Origin of the sequence: Sphingomonas sp. PP-CC-1A-547 (genome assembly GCF_003610375.1) — a bacterium.
Taxonomy (GTDB): Bacteria; Pseudomonadota; Alphaproteobacteria; order Sphingomonadales; family Sphingomonadaceae; genus Sphingomonas.
The window spans coordinates 137,423-158,209 of sequence record NZ_RAPZ01000014.1; the positions used below are offsets into that span (position 1 = coordinate 137,423).

Below are 20,787 nucleotides of genomic sequence, written 5' to 3' on the forward strand. Positions count from 1 at the left end.
CTCGCTCGCAGAGATCGGATGTATCGATCAAAGGGGTGTAGCATGGGTTTTCGCTGGACCGGCGGCAGGACCGCACGGCAAGGACGTGGGGTGTTGACGGTCATCGCCCTCATCGCCGGCTGGCTGGCGAGCGTCCCCGCCTGGGCGGCGACCGTGCAGAGCGTCGCGATCAGGGATGGGCGGATCGTCATCCGCTTCGACGAGGCGGTCGGCGATGCCGCCAGCCGCGTGCTGACCGGACCGCGCCAGATCGCGGTCGACGTGTCGGGTGCGACTCCGGGGCGGGAGGTCATGGGGCGCGGTCTGGTGACCGGCGTCACGCAGATGCGCAGCGGGCGATCGGGAATGCGGATGGTGTTCGATCTGGCCGAGCCGGCGATCGTGACCGATGGCGGGTTCGACTCCGACGGGCGCGAGTTGACGCTCGCATTGCGCACGGTCGATTACGATCAGTTCGCGGAAGCCGGGATCGCCGGGCCGCTGAACTTCTTCCCGTTCAATTTCGGGGCTGCGTCACGGCCCAAGTACAAGGTGTCGGTGCCGGTGCCGCCCAAGGCGCGGGGCATGAAACTGCCGCGCGTGCAGGGCGACGATACGCGACCGCTGGTGGTGATCGACGCGGGGCATGGCGGTGTCGATCCCGGCGCGATCGGGCCGAACGGACTGCGTGAGAAGGACGTGACGCTGAAGGTCGCCAAGGCGATCCGCGACGAGTTGCTCGCGTCGGGGCGCGTGCGCGTGGCGCTCACGCGGAACGACGACCGCTACCTGATCTTGCGCGAGCGCTACGGCGTGGCGCGGCGGTTGAAGGGTGATCTGTTCATCTCGATCCATTGCGACAGCACGGGTTCCGAGAACGCTACCGGGGCGACGGCGTACACGTTGTCGGAGGTGGCTTCGGACAAGGAAGCGGCAAGGCTGGCGGCGCGTGAGAACAAGGCGGACGTGATCTCGGGCGTGAACCTCGGCGAGGCGCCCGCGGACGTGTCGTCGATCCTGATCGACCTGACGCAGCGCGAGACGATGAACGCCTCGGCGACCTTCGCGCGGCTGCTCGGGCGGGAGGCCAAGCCGTTGATGCCGTTGAAGGCGAACTTCCACCGGATGGCGTCGCTGATGGTGCTGAAGGCGCCGGACATGCCGTCGATCCTGTTCGAGACGGGGTATATCTCGAACCCGCAGGATGCTGCGTTCCTGGATAGCGACGAGGGGCGGCACCGGATCGCGGAGAGCGTCACGCGGGCGGTCGAAGTGCATTTCGCGCGGCGGATGGCGGCGCGGTAGGTCTGGGTTGCGGGTCGAGTCAGCCCGCCTTTATTCTCTGTTTTCCTGCGCACGCAGGAATCCAGGATCAAGCAGAACGACGCCGTCCGGCATGCGAGACTCCTGGGCTCCTGCTTTCGCAGGAGAACGATCGGGTTTGAGAGACTCGCTCGTCACGGTCGATACGGTTTCCTCACGCCCCACATCATGTCACAAGTCGCCCGAATTGCTTTGAGGCTGACCAGATGACCGACGCGACGCGGGGCGTAACCGACACGGGCCCCGAGACCAGCATGCGCGAACTGACGTTTCGCGGGATCGTGCTCGGCGGGATCATCACGCTGCTGTTCACCGCGGCCAACGTGTATCTCGGGCTCAAGATCGGGCTGACGTTCGCGACGTCGATCCCCGCCGCGGTGATCTCGATGGCGGTTCTGCGGTTGTTCAAGGATTCGACGATCCTCGAGAACAACATCGTCCAGACGATCGCGTCCGCTGCGGGGACACTCGCGGCGATCATCTTCGTGTTGCCCGGCCTCGTGATGATCGGCTGGTGGCAGGGCTTTCCGTTCTTCACCACCGCGGCGATCACGATGTTCGGCGGCGTGCTCGGCGTGCTGTTCTCGGTACCGCTGCGTCGTGCGCTCGTCGTCGACACTCTGCTGCCGTATCCGGAAGGCCGCGCGGCTGCCGAGGTGCTAAAGGTCGGCGCAGGTAGTCGTGAAGGCGGCGAAGAGAGTGCGCGCGGGCTGGGCATCATCGTCGCCAACGCGGTCGTCTCGGCGGGGTTCGCGATCCTGACGCAGACCAAGCTCGCCGCCGCGGAGGCCGCGACGTGGTTCCGCGTCGGCGCTGGCGCGACCGGGATTTCGGGCGGGCTGTCGTTCGCGTTGCTCGGCGCGGGGCATCTGGTCGGCATCTCGGTCGGCATGGCGATGTTCGCGGGCGTGGTGATTGGCTGGTGGATATTGCTGCCGATCCTGACCTCGGGCGGCAGCGTCACCGGGACCGCGGAAGTGATCGCCAACACCGTGTTCCGCTCGGACGTGCGCTTCTTCGGTGCAGGCGTGATCGGCGTCGCGGCGATCTGGACGTTGCTCAAGATCGCCGGGCCGGTGGTCGGCGGCGTCCGCTCGGCGCTCGCTGCGTCGGCGGCCAAGCGTGGCGGTGAGGTGTTGGCGCTGGAAGAGCGCGACATTCCGATCGGGATCGTCGGGATCGGCTCGCTGGCGATGCTGGTGCCGATCGGCATCCTGCTCTGGACCGTGCTTCTGGGTGGGCCGCTGGAGGCGTCGGCGATCGGACTGATCGCGGGGAGCCTCGTGTTCATCCTCGTCATCGGCCTCGTGATCGCGGCAGTGTGCGGATACATGGCGGGGCTGATCGGCGCGTCGAATTCGCCGGTGTCGGGGATCGGCATCCTCGCCATCCTCGCGGCGTCGATCCTGCTGGTGTCGTGGTTCGGCCGCGCGGTCGAGCCGGGGACGACGCAGGCGCTGGTCGCGTACGGGCTGATCGTGACGGGGATCGTGTTCGGGATCGCGACGATCTCGAACGACAATCTGCAGGATCTGAAGACGGGCCAGCTGGTTGGTGCGACGCCGTGGAAGCAGCAGGTCGCGTTGCTGATCGGCGTGGTGTTCGGCTCGATTGTGGTGCCGCCGGTGCTCAACCTGCTGGGGAGCACGCTCGGGTTTGCGGGGGCGCCGGGGGCGGGGCCGAATGCGCTGGCGGCGCCTCAGGCGGCGTTGATCTCGGCGCTCGCGAAGGGTGTGCTGGGGGGGAACCTCAATTGGGCGATGATCGCGTATGGGGCGCTGACTGGCGTTTTGGTGATCGCGGTCGATGAGTTGCTCGGCAAGGCGGGCAAGCTGCGGTTGCCGCCGCTTGGTGTCGGGCTTGGGGTGTATCTGCCGATGTCGGTGACGTTGCCGGTGACGATCGGGGCGGTCGTGGGGTTTGCGTATGATCGTTGGGCGGACCGTGCGCGGGATCCTGAACTTGCCAAGCGGATGGGTGTGCTGACCGCTACCGGCATGATCGTCGGGGAGTCGCTGTGGGGCGTTGGCTTTGCGGGGATCGTGTATCTGACCAACAAGGAGACGCCGCTGGCGATTGTTGGGGATGGGTTTGCGAGTGTGGCGCTGGTTGGCGGGACGCTGCTGTTCGCGGTGCTGACTTGGGTGATGTACCGGCGGACGATGGCGGCTTCGCGGTAACGCGCACGCACTGAAGTAAGCTTGTTTCTCCGCGAAGGCGGGGATCCAGACTGGGCTCCCGCCTTCGCGGGAGAACAAGATTCGGTCGGGACCTTGGCCCGTTCCACCACCCCGGCGGAGGCCGGGGCCCAATTGGAAAGGCGGGCGTAACGGAGCGCAGTTTGCCGTTATTTGCGTCCCCCAATTGGGCCCCGGCCTTCGCCGGGGTGGTGCTTACGCGTGGGAGAAGGATGGCGTCCGTCTGGACGCCCCCCCGTCACTTCATCGCGGCAAGCATGTCCTTTATCGGCACGAACGCGAAGCCCACCGAGCTGTCCGCGATCCCGTACGGCATGAAGATCGTATCGCCATGCTTCAACGCGCCGCAGCTGTAGACGACGTTGGGCACATACCCCTCGCGGTCCTGATCCTTCGCGGCGAGGATCGGCTGGCTCGTCCGGCCGATCACCTTCGACGGATCGTCCTTGTCGAGCAGTACCGCGCCGATCGAATACTTCCGCATCGCGCCGACGCCGTGGGTGAGCAGCAGCCAGCCCTCGTCGAGCTCGATCGGCGGGCCGCAATTGCCGATCTGCACCAGCTCCCACGGATATTCGGGCGTCAGGATCTTCTCGCCGTCGTCCCAGTCGGTCAGCGTGTCGGACTTGAGCAGGAACAAATTCTCGCCGTCCTGCCGGCCGATCATCATGTACTGGCCGTTCACCTTCCGCGGGAACAAGGCCATGCCCTTGTTGCGCGCGGCGGGGCCGGTCATCGGCACGAGGTCGAACGCGCGGAAATCGCGGGTGCGCATCAGTTCGGACTGGATCACCGAGCCGTTATACGCGGTGTAGGTGCCGATCCACTCGTAATCGCCGTCCTCGTGCTGGAAGCGGACGATGCGGAGATCCTCGAGGCCCTTCGACTGCGCCTGCGTGATCGGGAAGATTACCGTGCCGCTCAGCGTGCTGTCGCGGTGGCGATAGACGGTGACGGGGCCGATCGGCATCTCGTCCTCGCCGCTGCCGACCGCATCCGTGGCCGTCGCGAACGGCGGCTCGGGCGCGAGCTTCATCTGGTTTTCGCAGGTGATGATGCCTTCGCGGAACGCCACGGAGGAGATGTGACCCTCGCCGACCGCGCGCAACGACATGAGAATGCGCATCGAGCCCGGCGGCATGCCCGACTGGTCGAAATGCGGCACCGCACTGGGGTTCATCAGCGCGGCGGCGGCATAGCTGTATTCGTGGCAGAAATACGCGCCGATCAGCTGGCGCTTCTCGTCGCCGATCTCCGCACCGTTCAGCCCGAGCATGTCCTCGATCTGGTCGTAGCGCGTCATGAACACGCGCCGCGTCTGCCAGTGGCGCGCCTCGAAATCCTTCAGCACGACCTCGAGTTGCGCGCGCGCCTGTGAGGGCGACATTTCCAGCACTTCGCCAACGAGCCGCTCGGTGCGGCTCGGTGCGCCGCCATGACCGCCCCAGGCGATATGGAACGGCCGCACGACGACACGCGAAGGGTCCGCGTGCAGCCGCAGCTGGTGGTTGAACAGATCCATCGTAGCAGTGCCCCGCGTCGTTCCACTCAGCGCACCGTCGCCTGTCAGGCTGTCACTAGCGTGGCTAGGCGACGACGCGCGCCGCTCCTGCCACGCTTTGCGCTGCCTTTGATACCCCTGAAATGGCACAACTTGCGAGTTGGAGTGCCAAAATCGACTCGGCGCCCTGGTTTCGGTTGAGCCCGTTGGGCATCAGGCCGTCATAGCAACCGCCGTCCGCGACGCTGGCCAGCGGCAGGTCGAGGTCGTTGACGCCGAGGAACCAGCCGTATGCGCGCAACGCCTCGTCACGCCAGCGCACGTCGCCGGTCGCGTCATACGCCGCGGCGCACGCGTCAACGGTCGCCTGCGCCTCCAGCGGCTGCTGGTCGAACTGCAACGGCTCGGCATAGGGCCGGTTGAAGCTCTCCGACCCGACCGCGCGGAAACGACCCTCGGGCGAGGTCTGCTTGGCGACGATCCAGTCGAGCGTGGCGAGACCGCAGTCGATCAGGTCCTGACGGCCAAGCGCCTGACCTGCGCGGATCAGCGCCTGCGGAAGCCGCGTATTGTCGTAGGCGAGGACGATCTCGAACCACTGCCACTCGGGACGGCGGGCCTTGGCGAGCAGGTCGAGATGGACCTTGGGGAAGGCTTCGAGGATCGACAGCGACAGCTGGTGACCGGGCTTGGCCTCCAGCATCGCCGCCGCGCCTAGCATTGCGAACGCCTGCGCGCGAAGGCTGCCGAGCTCCAAGGCCATCGACGCGGTGGAGTCGAACATCGCGGTCGCCCAGTCGCGGTGCTTGGCGGCCTGCGCATCGCGCGCGGTGACGCCGAGCGACCAGAGCGTGCGGCCGTTCGAATCCTCCGAGCCCGAATCCTCGCACCAGGTGCGATCGAAGTTCATGAAGTTGCGGAAGCGGCGCGTGTCCGGGTTCCAGGCATACTGCACGAACGACGCATAGATCGTCATCCACTTGTCGCGCGTCACGTCGTCGAGACCCGGCATCGCGCTCATCAACATCAGCGCGCGGCAGTTATCGTCGATGCAGTAGCCGTGGCGCCGATCGGGGATCGAATAGATCGAATGCTGGAGCATGCCGGTCGAATCGCTCATCCGCTCGACCGCGGCGAAATCAGGCGTCAGCTGCTTCAGCGGGGCTGGCACCTTGGCGAGGCGAAAAGGGCGCGCCGCCACGATCGCACGGATCTCCGTCATCATCGCCTCGGCGAGCTTCGGCCAGATCATCGTACGGCCACGCGCATAGGCGCGCTCGGCCAGACGATTGCGATCGCGGTCGTTCGACATCAGCGCGTCGATCTCGCGCGCAAACGCGTCGACATCGCCGAACGGGACGAGCACGCCGTGGCCATCCGCGAGGATCTCGGTCGCGTGCACGTACGGCGTCGAGATGACGGGCTTGCCGACGCCGATCGCGTAGCTGAGCGTGCCCGACGTGATCTGCGCGGGGTTGGTATACGGCGTCACATAGACGTCCGCCGCCTGGAGGTAATCGAGCAGTTCGCCATGCTCGAGGAAGGCATCGACGAACGAGACGTTGTCGGCGACGCCCTTCTCGGCGGCGAGTGCCTTCAGCTTGTCGCGGTACTTCTCGCCCTCGTACGCGACGAGGTTCGGGTGCGTCGCGCCGAGCACGACGTACAACAGGTCGGGATGCTTCGCGATCACCGCGGGCAGCGCGTTGATGACCGTCTCGATCCCCTTGTTGGGGGCGAGCAGGCCGAACGTCAGCATGACCTTCCGACCTTCCCAGCCGAACTTGTCCTTCAGCGCGGCGGGATCGAGCAGGTCGCGATCGGGCACGCCGTGCGGGATCATGACGATCTGGCGCGAATTGGCACCGTAGACGCGCTGGAGAATGTCGCGGCCACGCTCGGCCATGACGACCACGCGGGCGGCGCGACGCAACAGCCCTTCGAGCACGCGGCGCTCGTCGGCATTGGGCTTTTCGAGGATCGTGTGCAGCGTGACGATGACGGGCAGCGTGGTGCGATCGAGCAGCGCGAGGATGTGCTCGCCTGCCGGACCGCCGAAGATGCCGTATTCGTGCTGAAGCCAGATCGCCTGCGCGCCGCTGGCCTCGATCTTCCGCGCGGTGTCGATATAGGCCGACAGATCGGGCTCGGGGATCGTGCCGGTGACTTCGGCCGGGTAGTCGTATTTGCCGGGGTGATCGTCCATCGCATAGACGTCGACGGCGATCTCGGGGAAGCGCGCGCGCATTGCCGTGAAAACGTCGGTCGTGAAGGTGGCGATGCCACACTGTCTCGGCAGGAAATTACCGATCAGCGCCAGTCGCGCGATATTCCCACCGTCCGCCGGTTTCACCATACCCTGTCCCTCGTTTGAGCGCGCACTTCTGGGAAAACCCGGTCGCGCATCCATTTGAACGGTTCAGGTAGCATAAAGTTTCATCACATACTGCAGTGCAGCACGGGAATACTAACAACCCAGATCAAACCTATTTTACGCGTGCCTCATCCGCGACCGCGATAGGAGGCGACCCCCTGGTCCGGCAGCCACAGATCGTGCGGCGGTGCACTCGATTGCCAGAACACGTCGATCGGGATCCCGCCACGCGGATACCAGTAGCCGCCTATCCGCAGCCACACCGGTTTCATCTCGTCGAACAGGCGCTCGCCGATGCCGACGGTGCAATCCTCGTGGAACCCGGCATGGTTGCGGAAGCTGCTCAGGAACAGCTTCAGCGACTTCGACTCGACGATCGTCTCGCCGGGGACGTAGTCGATGACGAGGTGCGCGAAGTCGGGCTGGCCGGTGACCGGGCACAGCGACGTGAACTCGGGCGCCGCGAACCGCACGAGATACGTCCGGCCCGGGCGCGGGTTCGGAACATAATCGAGCACGGCCTCTTCTGGAGAGGCGGGGAGGGCGCTGTTCTGGCCGAGATGCAATGGGTTCTGGGGAGCGGTCATGTGCCGCCATGTAGGATGCGATGACGCGCAAGAAAACCACACTCGTACCGATCCTCGGCGACCAGCTCACGATCGACCTCGCCTCGCTGCGGGATTGCGATCCGGCGGCGACGATCGTGCTGATGATGGAGGTCGACGAGGAAACGACCTACGTTCGTCACCACAAGCGCAAGATCGCGTATATTCTGTCGGCGATGCGGCATCATGCCGAGGCCCTGCGCGAGGCCGGGTGGGCGGTCGAATACACCAGGCTCGACGACCCCGATAACGCGGGCAGCTTCACCGGCGAGATCGCGCGCGCGGTCGAGCGGCATGACCCCGAGCGGATCGTCGTCACCGAGGGAGGCGAGTGGCGCGTGATGGCGATGCTCGAAAGCTGGGAGACGCTGTTCGGCATCCCCGTCGAGATCCGCAGCGACGACCGTTTTCTCGCCAGCCACGCCGATTTCGAGACATGGGCGGCGGAGCGGAAGTCGCTGACGATGGAGTGGTTCTACCGCCAGATGCGGACGCGCACCGGGCTGTTGATGACCGCCGGCAAGCCCGAGGGCGATCGCTGGAACTTCGACAAGGAGAACCGCAAGCCAGCGAAGAACGACCTGCTGATGCCGCGCCCGCTGGTGTTCGCGCCGGATGCGATGACTAAGGACGTGCTGGCGCTAGTGGCGGAGCGGTTCGCGGACCATCCGGGGAGCCTCGACGGGTTCGAATACGCCGTGACCGCGGAGGATGCGGAGCGACAGGCGGCGAATTTCTTCCGCCACGCGCTCGCGCAGTTCGGCGATTACGAGGATGCGATGCTCACCGGGGAGCGGCATCTGTGGCACTCGATCCTCTCGCCGTACATCAATTCGGGGCTGCTCGATCCGCTCGACCTATGCCGGCGCGCGGAGGCGGAATACCGCGCCGGTCGGGCGCCGCTCAACGCGGTCGAGGGGTATATCCGCCAGATCATCGGCTGGCGCGAATATATGCGCGGGATCTACTGGCGCGAGGGGCCGGATTATGTCGAGCGCAACTTCCTCGATCACCACCGTGAGCTGCCCAGCTGGTACTGGACCGGCGAGACCGACATGCACTGCCTGCGCGAGGCGATCGGCCAGACGCTGGAGACCGCGCACGCGCATCACATCCAACGGCTGATGGTGACGGGCAATTTCGCGCTGCTGATCGGCGCGGACCCGGCCAAGGTGCACCTCTGGTATCTCGAGGTGTATGTCGACGCGTATGAATGGGTCGAACTCCCCAACACGCTGGGGATGAGCCAGTTCGGCGATGGCGGCTTGTTGGGGTCTAAGCCGTATATTTCGTCGGGTGCGTATATCGACCGGATGTCCGATTATTGCGGGCAATGCCGGTATAACGTGAAGCAGCGGATCGGGCCGGATGCATGCCCGTTCAACGCGCTGTATTGGGATTTCCTGGCGCGGCACGAGGACAAGCTCGGGCGCAACAACCGGCTGGCGATGCCGTATCGCAACTGGGCGAAACAGTCCGAGGCGGACCGTGAGGCGACGCGCAAGCAGGCGGCCGGGTTCCTCGCCTCCCTCGACGCGAGCGGCCCGGCTGGCTACTGACCGATCGAGCATAAGGAGCCGCATATGGACGCGTTGGTAAGCACCGATTGGCTGGCGAACGAACTGGGCGCGGCATCAGGAGGGGGCGATCTGCGGATCGTCGACGCGAACTACGCGGAGGGCCGCGATGCGGCGGCGGAGTATGAAGCGGCGCATATCCCCGGCGCAGTGTTCATGAACCTCAGCGAGTTGCGCGATACCGACAGCGACCTCCCCAACACGCTGCCATCGGCGGAGAAGTTCGCAAGCAGGATGCAGACGCTGGGGCTCGGCGATGGCAGCCGGATCGTGCTGTACGACAGCTCACCCTGGCACACGGCGGCGCGCGCGTGGTGGATGCTGCGGCTGTTCGGCGCGCACAACGTTGCGATCCTCGATGGGGGGCTGGCCAAATGGCAGGCCGAGGGGCGCGAGACCGCGACGGGGAAAGAGACGCCGCGGCATCGTCACTTCACGACCTGGGCGGACCTGAAGGGCGTGCGCGATCTCGACCAGATGAAGGCGAACGTCGCAAGCGGCGCGGAACAGGTGCTCGACGCGCGGTCCGCGACGCGCTTCACCGGCGCGGAGGAAGACCCGCGGCCGGGCACCGCGCCGGGGCATATTCCTGGTTCGAAGAATCTGCCGCAAGGCGTTGTGTTCAACGCGGACGGGACGTGGAAGACCGGCGATGCGCTCAAGGCGGAGTTCGACAAGGCGGGCGTCGACTTGGCGAAGCCGATCGTGATGACCTGCGGCTCCGGCATCACCGCGTCGGTGCTCGCGTTCGGCGCGCACCTGCTCGGCAACGACGCGGCGCTGTACGACGGGAGCTGGTCCGAATGGGGCGGCGATCCCGAGACACCCAAGGCGACAGGCACAGCATGAGCGACACGAACAAGCCGGTCGGCGACGCGACCAAGGTCGTCCTCGCCGGCCGTCGTCCGGAGTGGACTCAGGGTATCGTCAGCCCGCCGGTCTGGCGCGCCTCGACCATCTTGTACGATTCGGTCGGCCACCTCCGCGAGAGCGCGACGCGCGATACGCATCACCGGCTGTTCTACGGGCGTAAGGGAACGCCGACGCAGTGGAGCCTCGCCGACGCACTGACTTCGCTCGAGCCCGGCGCGGAGGGGACGTTCCTCTATTGCTCGGGCGTCGCGGCGATCGCGGCGGCGTTGCTGTCGGTTCTGTCCCCCGGCGACGAACTGCTGCTGGTCGACAGCGCCTATGACCCGACGCGTGGCATGGCGGGCGGCCTGCTCAAGCGGTTCGGCATCACCACGCGCTATTACGACCCGATGATCGGCGCGGGCATTGCCGACCTGATCGGCGAGAACACGCGGGCGATCTTCATGGAAAGCCCCGGCTCGCTGAGCTTCGAGGTGCAGGACGTCCCCGCGATCGTCGCCGCGGCGAAGGCGCGCGGCGTGACGACGTTGCTCGACAACACCTGGGCCACCCCGCTGTTCTTCCCCGCGATCGAGCGCGGCGTCGACCTGACGATCCTCGCCGGCACGAAATACGTCGTCGGTCATTCGGACGTCATGCTCGGCTCGGTCACCGCCGGCCCTGGCCATTTCAAGAAACTCCGCGAGACGAGTTTTCAGCTCGGGCAGGTCGCCAGCCCTGACGATTGCTGGCTCGGCAGCCGGGGCCTGCGGACGATGGCGGTGCGCCTCGCGCAGCATCAGTCTAGCGCGCTGACCATCGCTAAGTGGCTGCAATCGCGATCCGAAGTCGCGCAGGTACTCCACCCTGCGCTTCCCGACTGCCCCGGCCATGACCTGTTCGTACGCGACTTCAAGGGCTCCAGTGGCCTGTTCTCGTTCGTCCTGAACGGCGGTGATGAAGCGTCCCGCGCCGTCCTGATCGACACCCTGCAACTGTTCGGCATAGGCTACAGCTGGGGCGGTTTCGAAAGCCTCGCCATCCCCGCCGACCCGCATCGCTATCGCAGCGTCACCAAGCGTGATGCCGCAGGCCCGATGGTCCGCCTTCAGATCGGCCTCGAAGACCCCGCCGACCTGATCGCCGATCTCGAAGCCGGGCTCGCCGCCTTCTCTGCCGCAAAGGTCTAGACGATTTCCGATCGAGGCGTGTCCGCGCGGGAGGCTGACGCACCCATCTTCGGCCCCGCGTTCCAGGCCGAGCTGGACACGCTGTTCCGTTGGCGCCGAGACGTCCGGCGGTTTCGGCGCGATGCGTTGCCGGGCGGGCTGCTCGACCGGTTGCTGGAGGTCGCCAACGCCTCGCCGTCGGTCGGGCTCAGCCAGCCGTGGCGGTTCGTCACGGTCGACGACCCGGCCCGTCGCGCCGCGGTCCACGCGGACTTCGAGGCGTGTAACGCGGCGGCGTTGACGACGCAGGAGGGGGAGAGGGCAGCCACCTACGCGCGCCTCAAGCTTGCCGGGCTCGAACGGGCGCCGTGCCACGTCGCGGTGTTCGTCGAACCCGATCCGGAGCAGGGCCACGGACTTGGACGCCGGACGATGCCCGAAGCCGTCGCATATTCCGCGGTCATTGCGGTCCATACGCTCTGGCTCGCTGCTCGCGCGCAGGGGATCGGCCTCGGTTGGGTCTCGATTCTCGACCCCTCGCGCATCCGTACGATCCTCGACGTGCCCGGGACCTGGTACCTCGTCGCGTATCTGTGCATTGGTTATCCCGAGACCGACGCGGTCATCCCCGAACTCGAGCGCGAGAGTTGGGAAAACCGACGGTCGACCAATGTTCTAGCACGCTGAACGCACGTTGGACGCGACGGCTGTCTTTGAAATGAGTGTGGCGGTTGCGCAACATGCGTGCTGTCAAAGCCCGATTGTACGCAAGATTCGCTTGTGCGGCGCACCATGGGCTGTCATCGCGGTGTCACCGTTGGAAAGACCGCACTGGGGTTCGGCCCCGAAAGATGCGGCGTCCACGGATGCAGGGCGGACATCGACTTCCGGTATCGAAAGGGAAACGATGCGCTTCACCACACTTCTTCTCGGCGGCATTGTTTTGGCTGCCGCAACGCCAGCGTTAGCGCAGGACGACACCGCACCTCCCAAGGAGGTCACGGTCAGCGGCGCGGTCGGGCTCGTCAGCGACTATCGCTTTCGCGGCGTGTCGCAGTCGGACGAGAATCTCGCCGTCCAGGGCGGCATCACGATCACGCACAAGAGCGGGCTGTATATCGGCACCTGGGGTTCCAACCTCGCAGGCTGGGGCACGTTCGGTGGCGCGAACATGGAGCTCGACCTGATCGCGGGCTACAAGGTGCCGGTCGGCGGCGGCGCGCTCGACGTCGGCGCGACCTGGTACATGTACCCGAGCGGCTTCGACAACACCGACTTCATCGAGCCCTATGCCAAGCTGTCGGGCACCGTCGGTCCAGTCGCACTGCTCGCCGGTGTCGCCTACGCGCCCAAGCAGCAGGCGTTGGGGCCGTGGTATACCAACGGTGCGTCGGCGGCGGCCGGCGTATACGACCGGGTGAATGCCAAGGACGACAACCTCTATCTGTGGGGCGACGTCAGCAGCGGGATCCCGAACACCGGGCTGACCGTGAAAGCGCATGTCGGCTATTCGAACGGCAACAAGGGCCTTGGCCCATTCGCGACCAGCGTGTCGCCGACCGGCGAGTATTTCGACTGGCTGTTCGGGGCGGACTACGTGATCCCGACGACGCCGCTGACGCTGGGCGTCGCGTATGTTGATACCGACATCGGCAAGGGCGAGTCGGCGTATCTTCAGCCGAGCTTCAGCCGAGGCCAGGACGGCAATGGCTCGATCGCCAACGGCAAGGTACTGGTGTCGCTGACCGCGGCGTTCTGATCGCTCTGAGGGGAGGGCGCCCCTGAACCTTGTTTCCCCGCGAAGGCGGGGACCCAGACTGGGCTCCCGCCTTCGCGGGAGAACAAGGAAGGGCGCTCTGAGTTTGGATCAGGGCCTCCAACTCATCGATCGCCCCATCCGACCCGTCATCCTGGGCTCGACCCAGGATCCAGAGTCGCACGCGTCGCGCTCCATGGCTCTGGACCCTGACTTTCCTCAGGATGACGGGGGAGGGCGGCGGAAAGAACCGTCAGACACGAAAAGGGCGGCCCCGCGAGGAGCCGCCCTTTTTTCATCAGCCGCTAGGACTCGATCAGTTCGCGGTGGTCTTCGCGTCCTGGCCGTCACCCTCCGGCGCCGCGACGATGTCGCGCGTCGTCGAACCCTTGTCGACGACCGTCGTGGCGGGATCGCCTGCGCTGGAGCGGATGCCGGGATCGTCATTGTCGGCGCCCGCATCAGCGACGACACCCGACTCGGCCGGGCTGCGCGCAGCGGCTCCACCGAACAGCGCGTCTAGCGTCTGGGCATTGGCCGCGGTATCCTGCGGGCGGGCGGCGCCCGGCTGCGGCGGGACCAGCGCGAAGTCGGGCGGGATCACGAGCGGCGCCTGGCGCGCGACGGCGAACTCGTCCGGGCGTGCGCGATCGAGGCTTCGGCCTGCCCCGCAACCCGAGAGCAGCGCGACGCAGGTGAGGCCGGCGGCCAGGGGTACGAACTTACGCATGGGAATTCTCCACAGGGGGCTTCTCGCGCACGAGGAGCGCCCGAACAAGCAGGACGAGCACGCCGACAGTAATGGCTGCATCGGCGACATTGAAGACCAAAAACGGACGCCACTCACCGATATGCAGGTCGCAGAAATCGACGACGTAGCCGAGCCGGATCCGGTCGAGGATATTGCCGATCGCGCCGCCGAGTACGAAGCCCAGCGCGACCTGGTCGGCGGGGTTCTTCTCACGCGTCATCCACACCGCGACGCCGACCGCGATCGCGCCGGTCAGCAGCACCAGCGCCCAGCGGGTCAGGTGGCCGTCGGCGGGTAGCAGGCCGAGCGAGATGCCGATGTTGGGCACGAAGCGCAGGTCGAAGAACGACGTGATCGTCTGCGAGTCGCCGAGCGAATCGATCCCGAGCGGCTTGGTCACCGCCCATTTGCTGATCTGGTCGGCGAGGAAGAGCGCGATCGCGGCGCTGAACCCGGCCTTTGGCAGGTTACGCATCGGCCACTACCTCGTTGCATCGGTTGCAGAGGTCGCCATCGACGGTGACCTCGGGGAGGTGGCGCCAGCAGCGGCCGCATTTGTGGAAGTCGGTGCGCGTCACGGTGACCGCGTCGCCCGGCGTGACCTTGGCGACGATGAACGCTTCGGCCAGTTCCGCAGCTTCAGTCGCCCCAAGAGGCGACATCGATTTGATCGTGACCTCTGCCTCCAAACTCGAACGCACGGTCTTTTCGCGACGCATGGGTTCGATGGCTTCGGTAACCGTTTCGCGAAGTGCACGGATCTGCGTCCACTTCTTCCCGACTTCGACGCCATCCTCCACCTCGGGCAATGACGGCCATTCGAGGTAGTGCACCGAGCTGTCGTCGTTGGGGAAGCGCGACTGCCACACTTCTTCCGCGGTGAAGCAGAGCACCGGTGCGGCGTAGCGGACCAGCGCGTGGAACAGCACGTCCAACACCGTGCGGTACGACCGGCGCTTGATGTCGCTCGGGGCGTCGCAATAGAGCGAATCCTTGCGGATATCGAAGAAGAACGCGGACAGGTCTTCGTTCGCGAAGTCGGTCAGCAGGCGCGTGTAGCGGTTGAACTCGTAGGCTTCCGCCGCCTGGCGCAGTTCGGTGTCGATCATGCCGAGGCGGTGGAGCACGTAGCGCTCCAGCTCGGGCATGTCGGATACGGCGACGCGCTCCGACTCGTCGAAGTCTTCGAGCGCGCCGAGCATGTAGCGGAACGTGTTGCGCAGCTTCCGGTACGCGTCGGAGGCGGTGGCGAGCACCTCCTTGCCGATCTTCACGTCGTCGAAATAGTCGGTCGAGGCTACCCACATGCGCAGGATGTCGGCGCCGGACTCGCCGATGATCTTGAGCGGATCGACGACGTTGCCGAGCGACTTCGACATCTTCCGGCCCTGGCCGTCGAGCGCGAAGCCGTGGGTGAGGACCGCGTCATAGGGGGCGCGACCGCGCGTGCCGCAGCTTTCGAGCAGCGACGACTGGAACCAACCGCGATGCTGGTCCGAACCTTCGAGATACAGGTTCGCGCGGGTGCCTTCGCCGTAGCGTGCTTCGACGGTGAAGACGTGCGTGCAGCCCGAGTCGAACCAGACGTCGAGGATGTCCTTCACGACCTCATAGTCGGCGAGGTCGTAGTCGGGGCCGAGCAACGCCTGGTGGCCGTCGGCATACCACGCGTCCGCGCCGTTCTCGCGGAAGGCTTCGACGATGCGGGCGTTCACGGCGGGGTCGTTGAGGTACTGGCCGGTGGCGCGGTCGACGAACAGCGCGATCGGGACACCCCAGGCACGCTGGCGCGAGATGACCCAGTCGGGGCGGCCCTGCACCATCGACGTGATCCGGTTTTCCGCACGCGCGGGGATCCAAGTGGTCGCTGCGATCGCATCTAGTGCGATTTCGCGGAGAGTGGCGCCGTTGCCACTCTCTACTCCCCTCCCGCTTGCGGGAGGGGTTGGGGGAGGGGAGGCGTCGAGCGCCGCATTTGCGGCACTGCCCTCCCCTAACCCCTCCCGCAGGCGGGAGGGGGACTCTGTGTCGCTCCGGTCCATCGGGATGAACCATTGCGGGGTCGCGCGGAAGATCACCTTGGCCTTCGAGCGCCACGAATGCGGGTAGCTGTGCTTGAAGTCGTCGCTCGCCGCCAGCAGCGCACCTGTCTCGCGCAGGTCGGTACAGATCGGGCCGTCGGCGCTCACGAACTTCTTGTTGATGACGCTGCCCTGGCCGCCGAGCCATGCCCAGTCGGCGCGGTACATCCCCGCGCCGTCGATCGCGAAGACCGGGTCGATGCCGTATTGCTTGCAGAGTTCGAAATCGTCCTCGCCGTGGTCCGGCGCCATGTGGACGAGCCCGGTGCCTGCATCGGTCGTGACGAACTCGCCGGGGAGGAACGGGCGTGGCTTCGCGAAGAACCCACCGAGCGCGTGCATCGGGTGGCGTGCGGTGGCGTCGGCGAACGCAGAACCCTTCCCGCGCCAATGGATGGCAACGCCACCCTCCTCTCCGTCACCCCGGCGGAGGCCAGGGCCCACCTCACCGCGGTCTTCCCCGTTGGTAAGTGGGTCCCGGCCTCCGCCGGGATGACGGGGGGGGAGGGTACGGGCGTAAAAACTCTCGATGAGCGCCTCGGCGACCAAGTATCGGCGATCGCCATCCACCAGCAGAACATACTCAATCTCAGGCCCATAGCTCAGCGCCTGGTTCACCGGGATCGTCCACGGTGTCGTCGTCCAGATCACCGCATGCGCGCCGACCAGTTCGGGCGCGTTCGGCGCAGAGTCGATCTCGAACGCCACGTCGATCTGCGTGGAAACGATGTCCTCATACTCGACCTCGGCCTCGGCGAGCGCGGTCTTCTCGACCGGCGACCACATCACCGGCTTGGCGCCGCGGTACAGCTGGCCGCTCTCGGCGAACTTGAGCAGCTCGCCGACGATGGCGGCCTCGGCCTCGTACTTCATCGTCAGATACGGATCGGCCCAGTCGCCCATCACGCCGAGGCGCTCGAACTCGGCCTTCTGCACGGCGACCCACTTCTCGGCATAGGCGCGGCATTCGGCGCGGAACTGGTCGACGGGGACGTCGTCCTTGTTGAGCTTCTTCGCGCGATACGCTTCCTCGACCTTCCACTCGATCGGCAGGCCGTGGCAGTCCCAGCCGGGGACGTACGGCGCGTCCTTGCCCATCAGCGACTGCGAGCGGACGATGATGTCCTTCAGGACCTTGTTCATCGCGTGGCCCATGTGGATGTCGCCATTCGCGTACGGCGGGCCATCGTGCAGGATGAACCGCTCGCGCCCGAGCCGCTGTTCGCGCAACCGGTCGTAGATGCCGAGCTTGGCCCAGCGCTCCAGGATCGCCGGCTCCTTTGCGGCGAGGCCCGCCTTCATCGGGAAGTCGGTCTTCGGCAGGAAGACGGTATCGCGGTAATCGCGGGCGGGCGCGGGAGTATCGGTCATAAGTGAGCCGGGCTGTAGCGGGTAGCGGCTCACGTTGCCATCCCTGTCCCGCTCTTGCTCCCCTCCCCGGAAGGGAGGGGCTGGGGGTGGGTTGGTTCGGAATTGCCGTCACGTCCGCCAAGCGGCCGACCCACCCCCAACCCCTCCCTTTCAGGGAGGGGAGAAACCGAGGATCGCGCGCGCACGAGCGCAGTCGGCATCCATCTGGGTCATCAGCGCTTCGAGACTGTCGAACTTCGCTTCCGGGCGGAGATACTCGACCAGCGAAACCTCGACGCGACGGCCGTACAGATCCTCCGAGAAGTCGAAGAAATACGGTTCCAGCAATTCCTTCGGCGGATCGAAGCTCGGGCGGATGCCGAGGTTCGCCGCGCCCTTCAGTACGCGGCCGTCCTCCAGCCGCCCGGTCACCGCATAGATCCCGTATGCCGGGCGAAGATAATTGCCCATGTCGAGATTGGCGGTCGGATAGCCGATCGTGCGGCCCAGCTTGTCGCCGTGCTGCACCACGCCCTCGATCGCGAACGGTCGCGTGAGCAGGCGCGTCGCGGTCGCCATGTCGCCGCTGCGCAAGGCATCGCGGATGCGCGTGGACGAGACGGTCTCGCCGTTCAACGCGACCGCGCCGACGGTTTCCGCGCGGAACCCGTGGACCGGGCCCCGCGAGGCGAGCGTGTGGACGGTGCCGGCCTTGCCCTTGCCGAAGGTGAAGTCCTCGCCGGTGACGACGCCGCCAACGCGGAGATTGTCCTCGAGCCGCTGGGCGATGAACTCCTCGGCGGTCAGCGCGGCGAGATCGCCGTCGAAATGGAACACCACCATCGCGTCGGCGCCCGCTTCCGCGAACAGCCGCTCGCGCTGGTCGAGCGTGGTGAGGCGGAACGGCGCGGTGTCGGGGCGGAAATGGCGGACCGGGTGCGGATCGAACGTCGCCACCAGCGCGGGGCGGCCCTCCGCTTTGGCCCAGGCGATCGCGCGCGCGACCACCGCCTGGTGACCGAGGTGGAATCCATCGAAATTGCCCAGCGCGACGATCCCGTTCGCGAGATGCGAAGGAATGGACGCGCCGCCGTCGAGCCGCTGCATGCGCGGTTCAGTAACCAGCCGCCGCGAAAGGCGATAGTCCTTCCGTGCGGTCGTCTCCCGCAACTCCTTGTTCTCCCGCGAAGGTGGGAGTCCAGCCTGGGCTCCCGCCTTCGCTGAAACAACTCAGGGGCGGGTGAGGGTGACGAAGCTATAAGCGGGCCGTTGCTTTTCGCCTGGGTGGTCCTCGCGAGCGATCTCGCGCCAGCCCTCGAACGCGGGGACGACGGCGTCGCCTTCGGGTTCGTCATGGACTTCGGTCAGTTCGATCCGGTCCGCATGGGGGAGCAACTGCGCATAGATCTGTGCGCCGCCGATCACCGCGACGTCGTCACCCGCGATCGCCAGCGCTTGCTCGACCGAATGCGCGACCTCGGCGCCTTCCGCGCTCCAGTCGCCCCGCGTCAGGACAATATGCCGGCGGCCGGGAAGGGGGCTCGGGAAACTCTCGAAGGTTTTGCGCCCCATCACCATCGGCTTGCCCATCGTCAGCGCCTTAAAGCGCTTCAGGTCCGCGGGGATGCGCCAGGGGAGCTGGCCATCGCGGCCGATGACGCCGTTGGTGGCGCGGGCGAGGTAGAAGGTGATCATGTTCCGGTCATGCCGGAATGAGGGAAGGGGGGCTACACTTCCGTTTAAGTCGGCATACTCTACCTAACGAACAACCACCCCGGCGGAGGCCGGGGCCCAATTGGGAAACGCTGCTGATGGACGCCGCGCCCTGTTACTCCGACCTTTCCAATTGGGCCCCGGCCTTCGCCGGGGTGGTAGATAAGCGGTGTGGCTCACCCCGGCGCATGCTGCTTCACATACGCCTCGGGATCCTTCTCGACGACCGTCACCCCGTTCAGATGGTTCGCCTCGAACGCCGCAAACCGGACGCCCAGTTCATGCCGCTCTTCCAGCGTCGCATGCTTGCGGAAATCGGTCAGACCCTGGCGTTCTTCCTCCGCCAGATGATCGCTGTTCGCCTTGTTGCATTCGCCGACCGCCTCGAACCAAGCGTCCGAGCCGACCGGATGCTTGTCAACCGCTTCGCCGGTGTCGCGGATGTCGTTGTGATCCTCGATCGCGTCCTCCGTCTCCTCGGCGGCCGAACCTGCGTCGTTGCCGCCGGTGCCGATCTTCATCAGCCGCGGGTAGAAGAAGCGCTCCTCCGCCTCGGCATGCGCGTCGAGCAGGTTCTTGAGGCGGGTCCAGAGCGCCGACAGCGCCTCGGTATCCTTGGCGTCGATCGAATCGATCTGCGCGAACAATGCGCGCTGCTGCGCGTGTTCATCGAGAATGAGCTGTGTGATATCCATGCGCATCTGAACCGCACAGCGCCCGCCCGGTTCCTATTGCGATTCGCTCTCGTCAGACCGCGACGGGCGCCTTGATATGCGCCTGCGCGACGTAGTCGTGGAGGACGAAATCCTCATACTCGTACACGTCAATCGAGTCCGGCTTCCGCAATATTTCAAGGCGCGGGAGAGGTCCGGGCGCGCGCGTCAGTTGCAGTTGCGCCTGCTCCAGATGGTTCGAATAGAGGTGGCAATCGCCGCCGGTCCAGATGAACTCGCCGACCTCCAGCCCGCATTGCTGCGCGAGGATGTGCGTGAGCAACGCGTAGCTGGCGATGTTGAACGGCACGCCGAGGAAGATGTCGCCCGAGCGCTGGTAGAGTTGCAGCGACAGCTTGCCGCCCGCGACATGCGTCTGGAACAGGCAGTGGCACGGGGCGAGCGCCATCGCGTGGAGGTCGCCCGGATTCCATGCGCTGACGATCTGGCGGCGCGAGGCGGGGTTGGTTTTGATCTGCGTTATGAGTTCGGCGATCTGGTCGATATGGCGACCGTCCGCGGCGACCCAGTCGCGCCACTGCTTGCCATAGACCGGGCCGAGATCGCCCGCTTCGTCCGCCCATTCATCCCAGATCGCGACTTTCCGGTCCTGCAACCAGCGGACGTTGGTATCGCCGCGGAGGAACCAGAGGAGCTCGACGATGATCGAGCGGAGGTGGAGCTTCTTGGTGGTGAGCACGGGGAAGCCCTGCGCGAGATCGAACCGCATCTGCGCGCCGAACACGCTGAGCGTGCCGGTGCCGGTGCGGTCCATCGTCTCGACGCCGGTCGAGAGTACGCGGTCCATGAGGTCTAGATATTGGCGCATCGGGTTTGCGTAGCGA

At 66.1% G+C, this 20,787-nt stretch carries 17 protein-coding genes; 7 read left to right on the top strand and 10 right to left on the bottom strand.

The features are described 5' to 3' along the window. The first annotated feature begins 42 nt into the window (after nucleotides 1-42). Together C8J39_RS15845 and C8J39_RS15850 are read left to right on the top strand one after the other, a co-directional pair. Nucleotides 43-1,284 carry an N-acetylmuramoyl-L-alanine amidase gene (locus tag C8J39_RS15845; protein ID WP_120301340.1) on the top strand — a complete coding sequence of 414 codons (1,242 nt, stop codon included), beginning with the start codon at nucleotides 43-45 and terminating at the stop codon, nucleotides 1,282-1,284. Between the two features lie 224 nt (nucleotides 1,285-1,508). Continuing rightward, nucleotides 1,509-3,482, top strand: a complete 1,974-nt coding sequence (locus tag C8J39_RS15850) for an OPT family oligopeptide transporter (protein WP_243650185.1) — start codon at nucleotides 1,509-1,511, stop codon at nucleotides 3,480-3,482. Between the two features lie 256 nt (nucleotides 3,483-3,738). On the opposite strand, the gene C8J39_RS15855 is transcribed toward C8J39_RS15850, so the two are convergent. The 3 genes from C8J39_RS15855 to queF all read right to left on the bottom strand — a co-directional run bounded on the left by C8J39_RS15855 (nucleotide 3,739) and on the right by queF (nucleotide 7,962). Then, nucleotides 3,739-5,022 (bottom strand): glycoside hydrolase family 130 protein, encoded by a 1,284-nt coding sequence (locus C8J39_RS15855; RefSeq protein ID WP_120301341.1) that lies wholly within the window; start codon nucleotides 5,020-5,022, stop codon nucleotides 3,739-3,741. Nucleotides 5,023-5,086: 64 nt separating this feature from the next. After that, complete coding sequence (locus C8J39_RS15860; RefSeq protein ID WP_120301342.1) at nucleotides 5,087-7,357, bottom strand: glycosyltransferase family 4 protein; 2,271 nt, start codon at nucleotides 7,355-7,357, stop codon at nucleotides 5,087-5,089. A 146-nt stretch (nucleotides 7,358-7,503) separates the two neighbouring features. After that, nucleotides 7,504-7,962: a preQ(1) synthase gene (gene queF / locus C8J39_RS15865; RefSeq protein WP_120301343.1), complete on the bottom strand. Its 459-nt coding sequence runs from the start codon at nucleotides 7,960-7,962 to the stop codon at nucleotides 7,504-7,506. Between the two features lie 20 nt (nucleotides 7,963-7,982). On the opposite strand from queF, the gene C8J39_RS15870 reads away from it, so the two are divergent. The 5 genes from C8J39_RS15870 (at nucleotide 7,983) to C8J39_RS15890 (ending at nucleotide 13,337) form a co-directional block, all read left to right on the top strand. Next, nucleotides 7,983-9,539 (top strand): cryptochrome/photolyase family protein, encoded by a 1,557-nt coding sequence (locus tag C8J39_RS15870; protein ID WP_120301344.1) that lies wholly within the window; start codon nucleotides 7,983-7,985, stop codon nucleotides 9,537-9,539. 24 nt (nucleotides 9,540-9,563) lie between these two features. Then, nucleotides 9,564-10,406 carry a sulfurtransferase gene (locus tag C8J39_RS15875; RefSeq protein ID WP_120301345.1) on the top strand — a complete coding sequence of 281 codons (843 nt, stop codon included), beginning with the start codon at nucleotides 9,564-9,566 and terminating at the stop codon, nucleotides 10,404-10,406. Continuing rightward, the gene (gene metC / locus C8J39_RS15880; protein ID WP_120301346.1) at nucleotides 10,403-11,599 is read left to right on the top strand and encodes a cystathionine beta-lyase; all 1,197 of its coding nucleotides are present in this window, start codon (nucleotides 10,403-10,405) and stop codon (nucleotides 11,597-11,599) included. Before C8J39_RS15875 ends, metC begins: the two co-directional genes overlap by 4 nt. Nucleotides 11,600-11,617: 18 nt before the next feature. Next, nucleotides 11,618-12,265, top strand: a complete 648-nt coding sequence (gene bluB, locus C8J39_RS15885; RefSeq protein WP_207896986.1) for a 5,6-dimethylbenzimidazole synthase — start codon at nucleotides 11,618-11,620, stop codon at nucleotides 12,263-12,265. 220 nt (nucleotides 12,266-12,485) lie between these two features. Next, a complete protein-coding gene (locus tag C8J39_RS15890; protein WP_120301347.1) occupies nucleotides 12,486-13,337 on the top strand; it encodes a TorF family putative porin in 852 nt (283 codons plus the stop codon). 313 nt (nucleotides 13,338-13,650) lie between these two features. Here the strand turns inward: C8J39_RS15890 and C8J39_RS15895 are convergent, their stop codons facing one another. From C8J39_RS15895 to C8J39_RS15925, 7 genes are all read right to left on the bottom strand, one after another. Beyond that, entirely contained in the window at nucleotides 13,651-14,064 is a 414-nt protein-coding gene (locus C8J39_RS15895; RefSeq protein WP_120301348.1) for a DUF3035 domain-containing protein, read from the bottom strand. Further along, the gene (gene lspA, locus C8J39_RS15900) at nucleotides 14,057-14,560 is read right to left on the bottom strand and encodes a signal peptidase II (RefSeq protein WP_120301349.1); all 504 of its coding nucleotides are present in this window, start codon (nucleotides 14,558-14,560) and stop codon (nucleotides 14,057-14,059) included. Before lspA ends, C8J39_RS15895 begins: the two co-directional genes overlap by 8 nt. Further along, a complete protein-coding gene (locus C8J39_RS15905; RefSeq protein ID WP_120301350.1) occupies nucleotides 14,553-17,537 on the bottom strand; it encodes an isoleucine--tRNA ligase in 2,985 nt (994 codons plus the stop codon). The genes lspA and C8J39_RS15905 overlap by 8 nt, the downstream gene beginning before the upstream one ends. A 150-nt stretch (nucleotides 17,538-17,687) precedes the next feature. Beyond that, nucleotides 17,688-18,623, bottom strand: a complete 936-nt coding sequence (locus tag C8J39_RS15910) for a bifunctional riboflavin kinase/FAD synthetase (protein ID WP_120301351.1) — start codon at nucleotides 18,621-18,623, stop codon at nucleotides 17,688-17,690. Between the two features lie 123 nt (nucleotides 18,624-18,746). After that, nucleotides 18,747-19,211, bottom strand: a complete 465-nt coding sequence (locus C8J39_RS15915) for a dihydrofolate reductase (RefSeq protein WP_120301352.1) — start codon at nucleotides 19,209-19,211, stop codon at nucleotides 18,747-18,749. A gap of 194 nt (nucleotides 19,212-19,405) precedes the next feature. Continuing rightward, nucleotides 19,406-19,924, bottom strand: coding sequence for a hemerythrin domain-containing protein (locus C8J39_RS15920; RefSeq protein ID WP_120301412.1), 519 nt, complete (start codon nucleotides 19,922-19,924; stop codon nucleotides 19,406-19,408). 52 nt (nucleotides 19,925-19,976) lie between these two features. Further along, nucleotides 19,977-20,771, bottom strand: a complete 795-nt coding sequence (locus C8J39_RS15925; RefSeq protein WP_120301353.1) for a thymidylate synthase — start codon at nucleotides 20,769-20,771, stop codon at nucleotides 19,977-19,979. Between the last annotated feature and the right edge of the window lie 16 nt (nucleotides 20,772-20,787).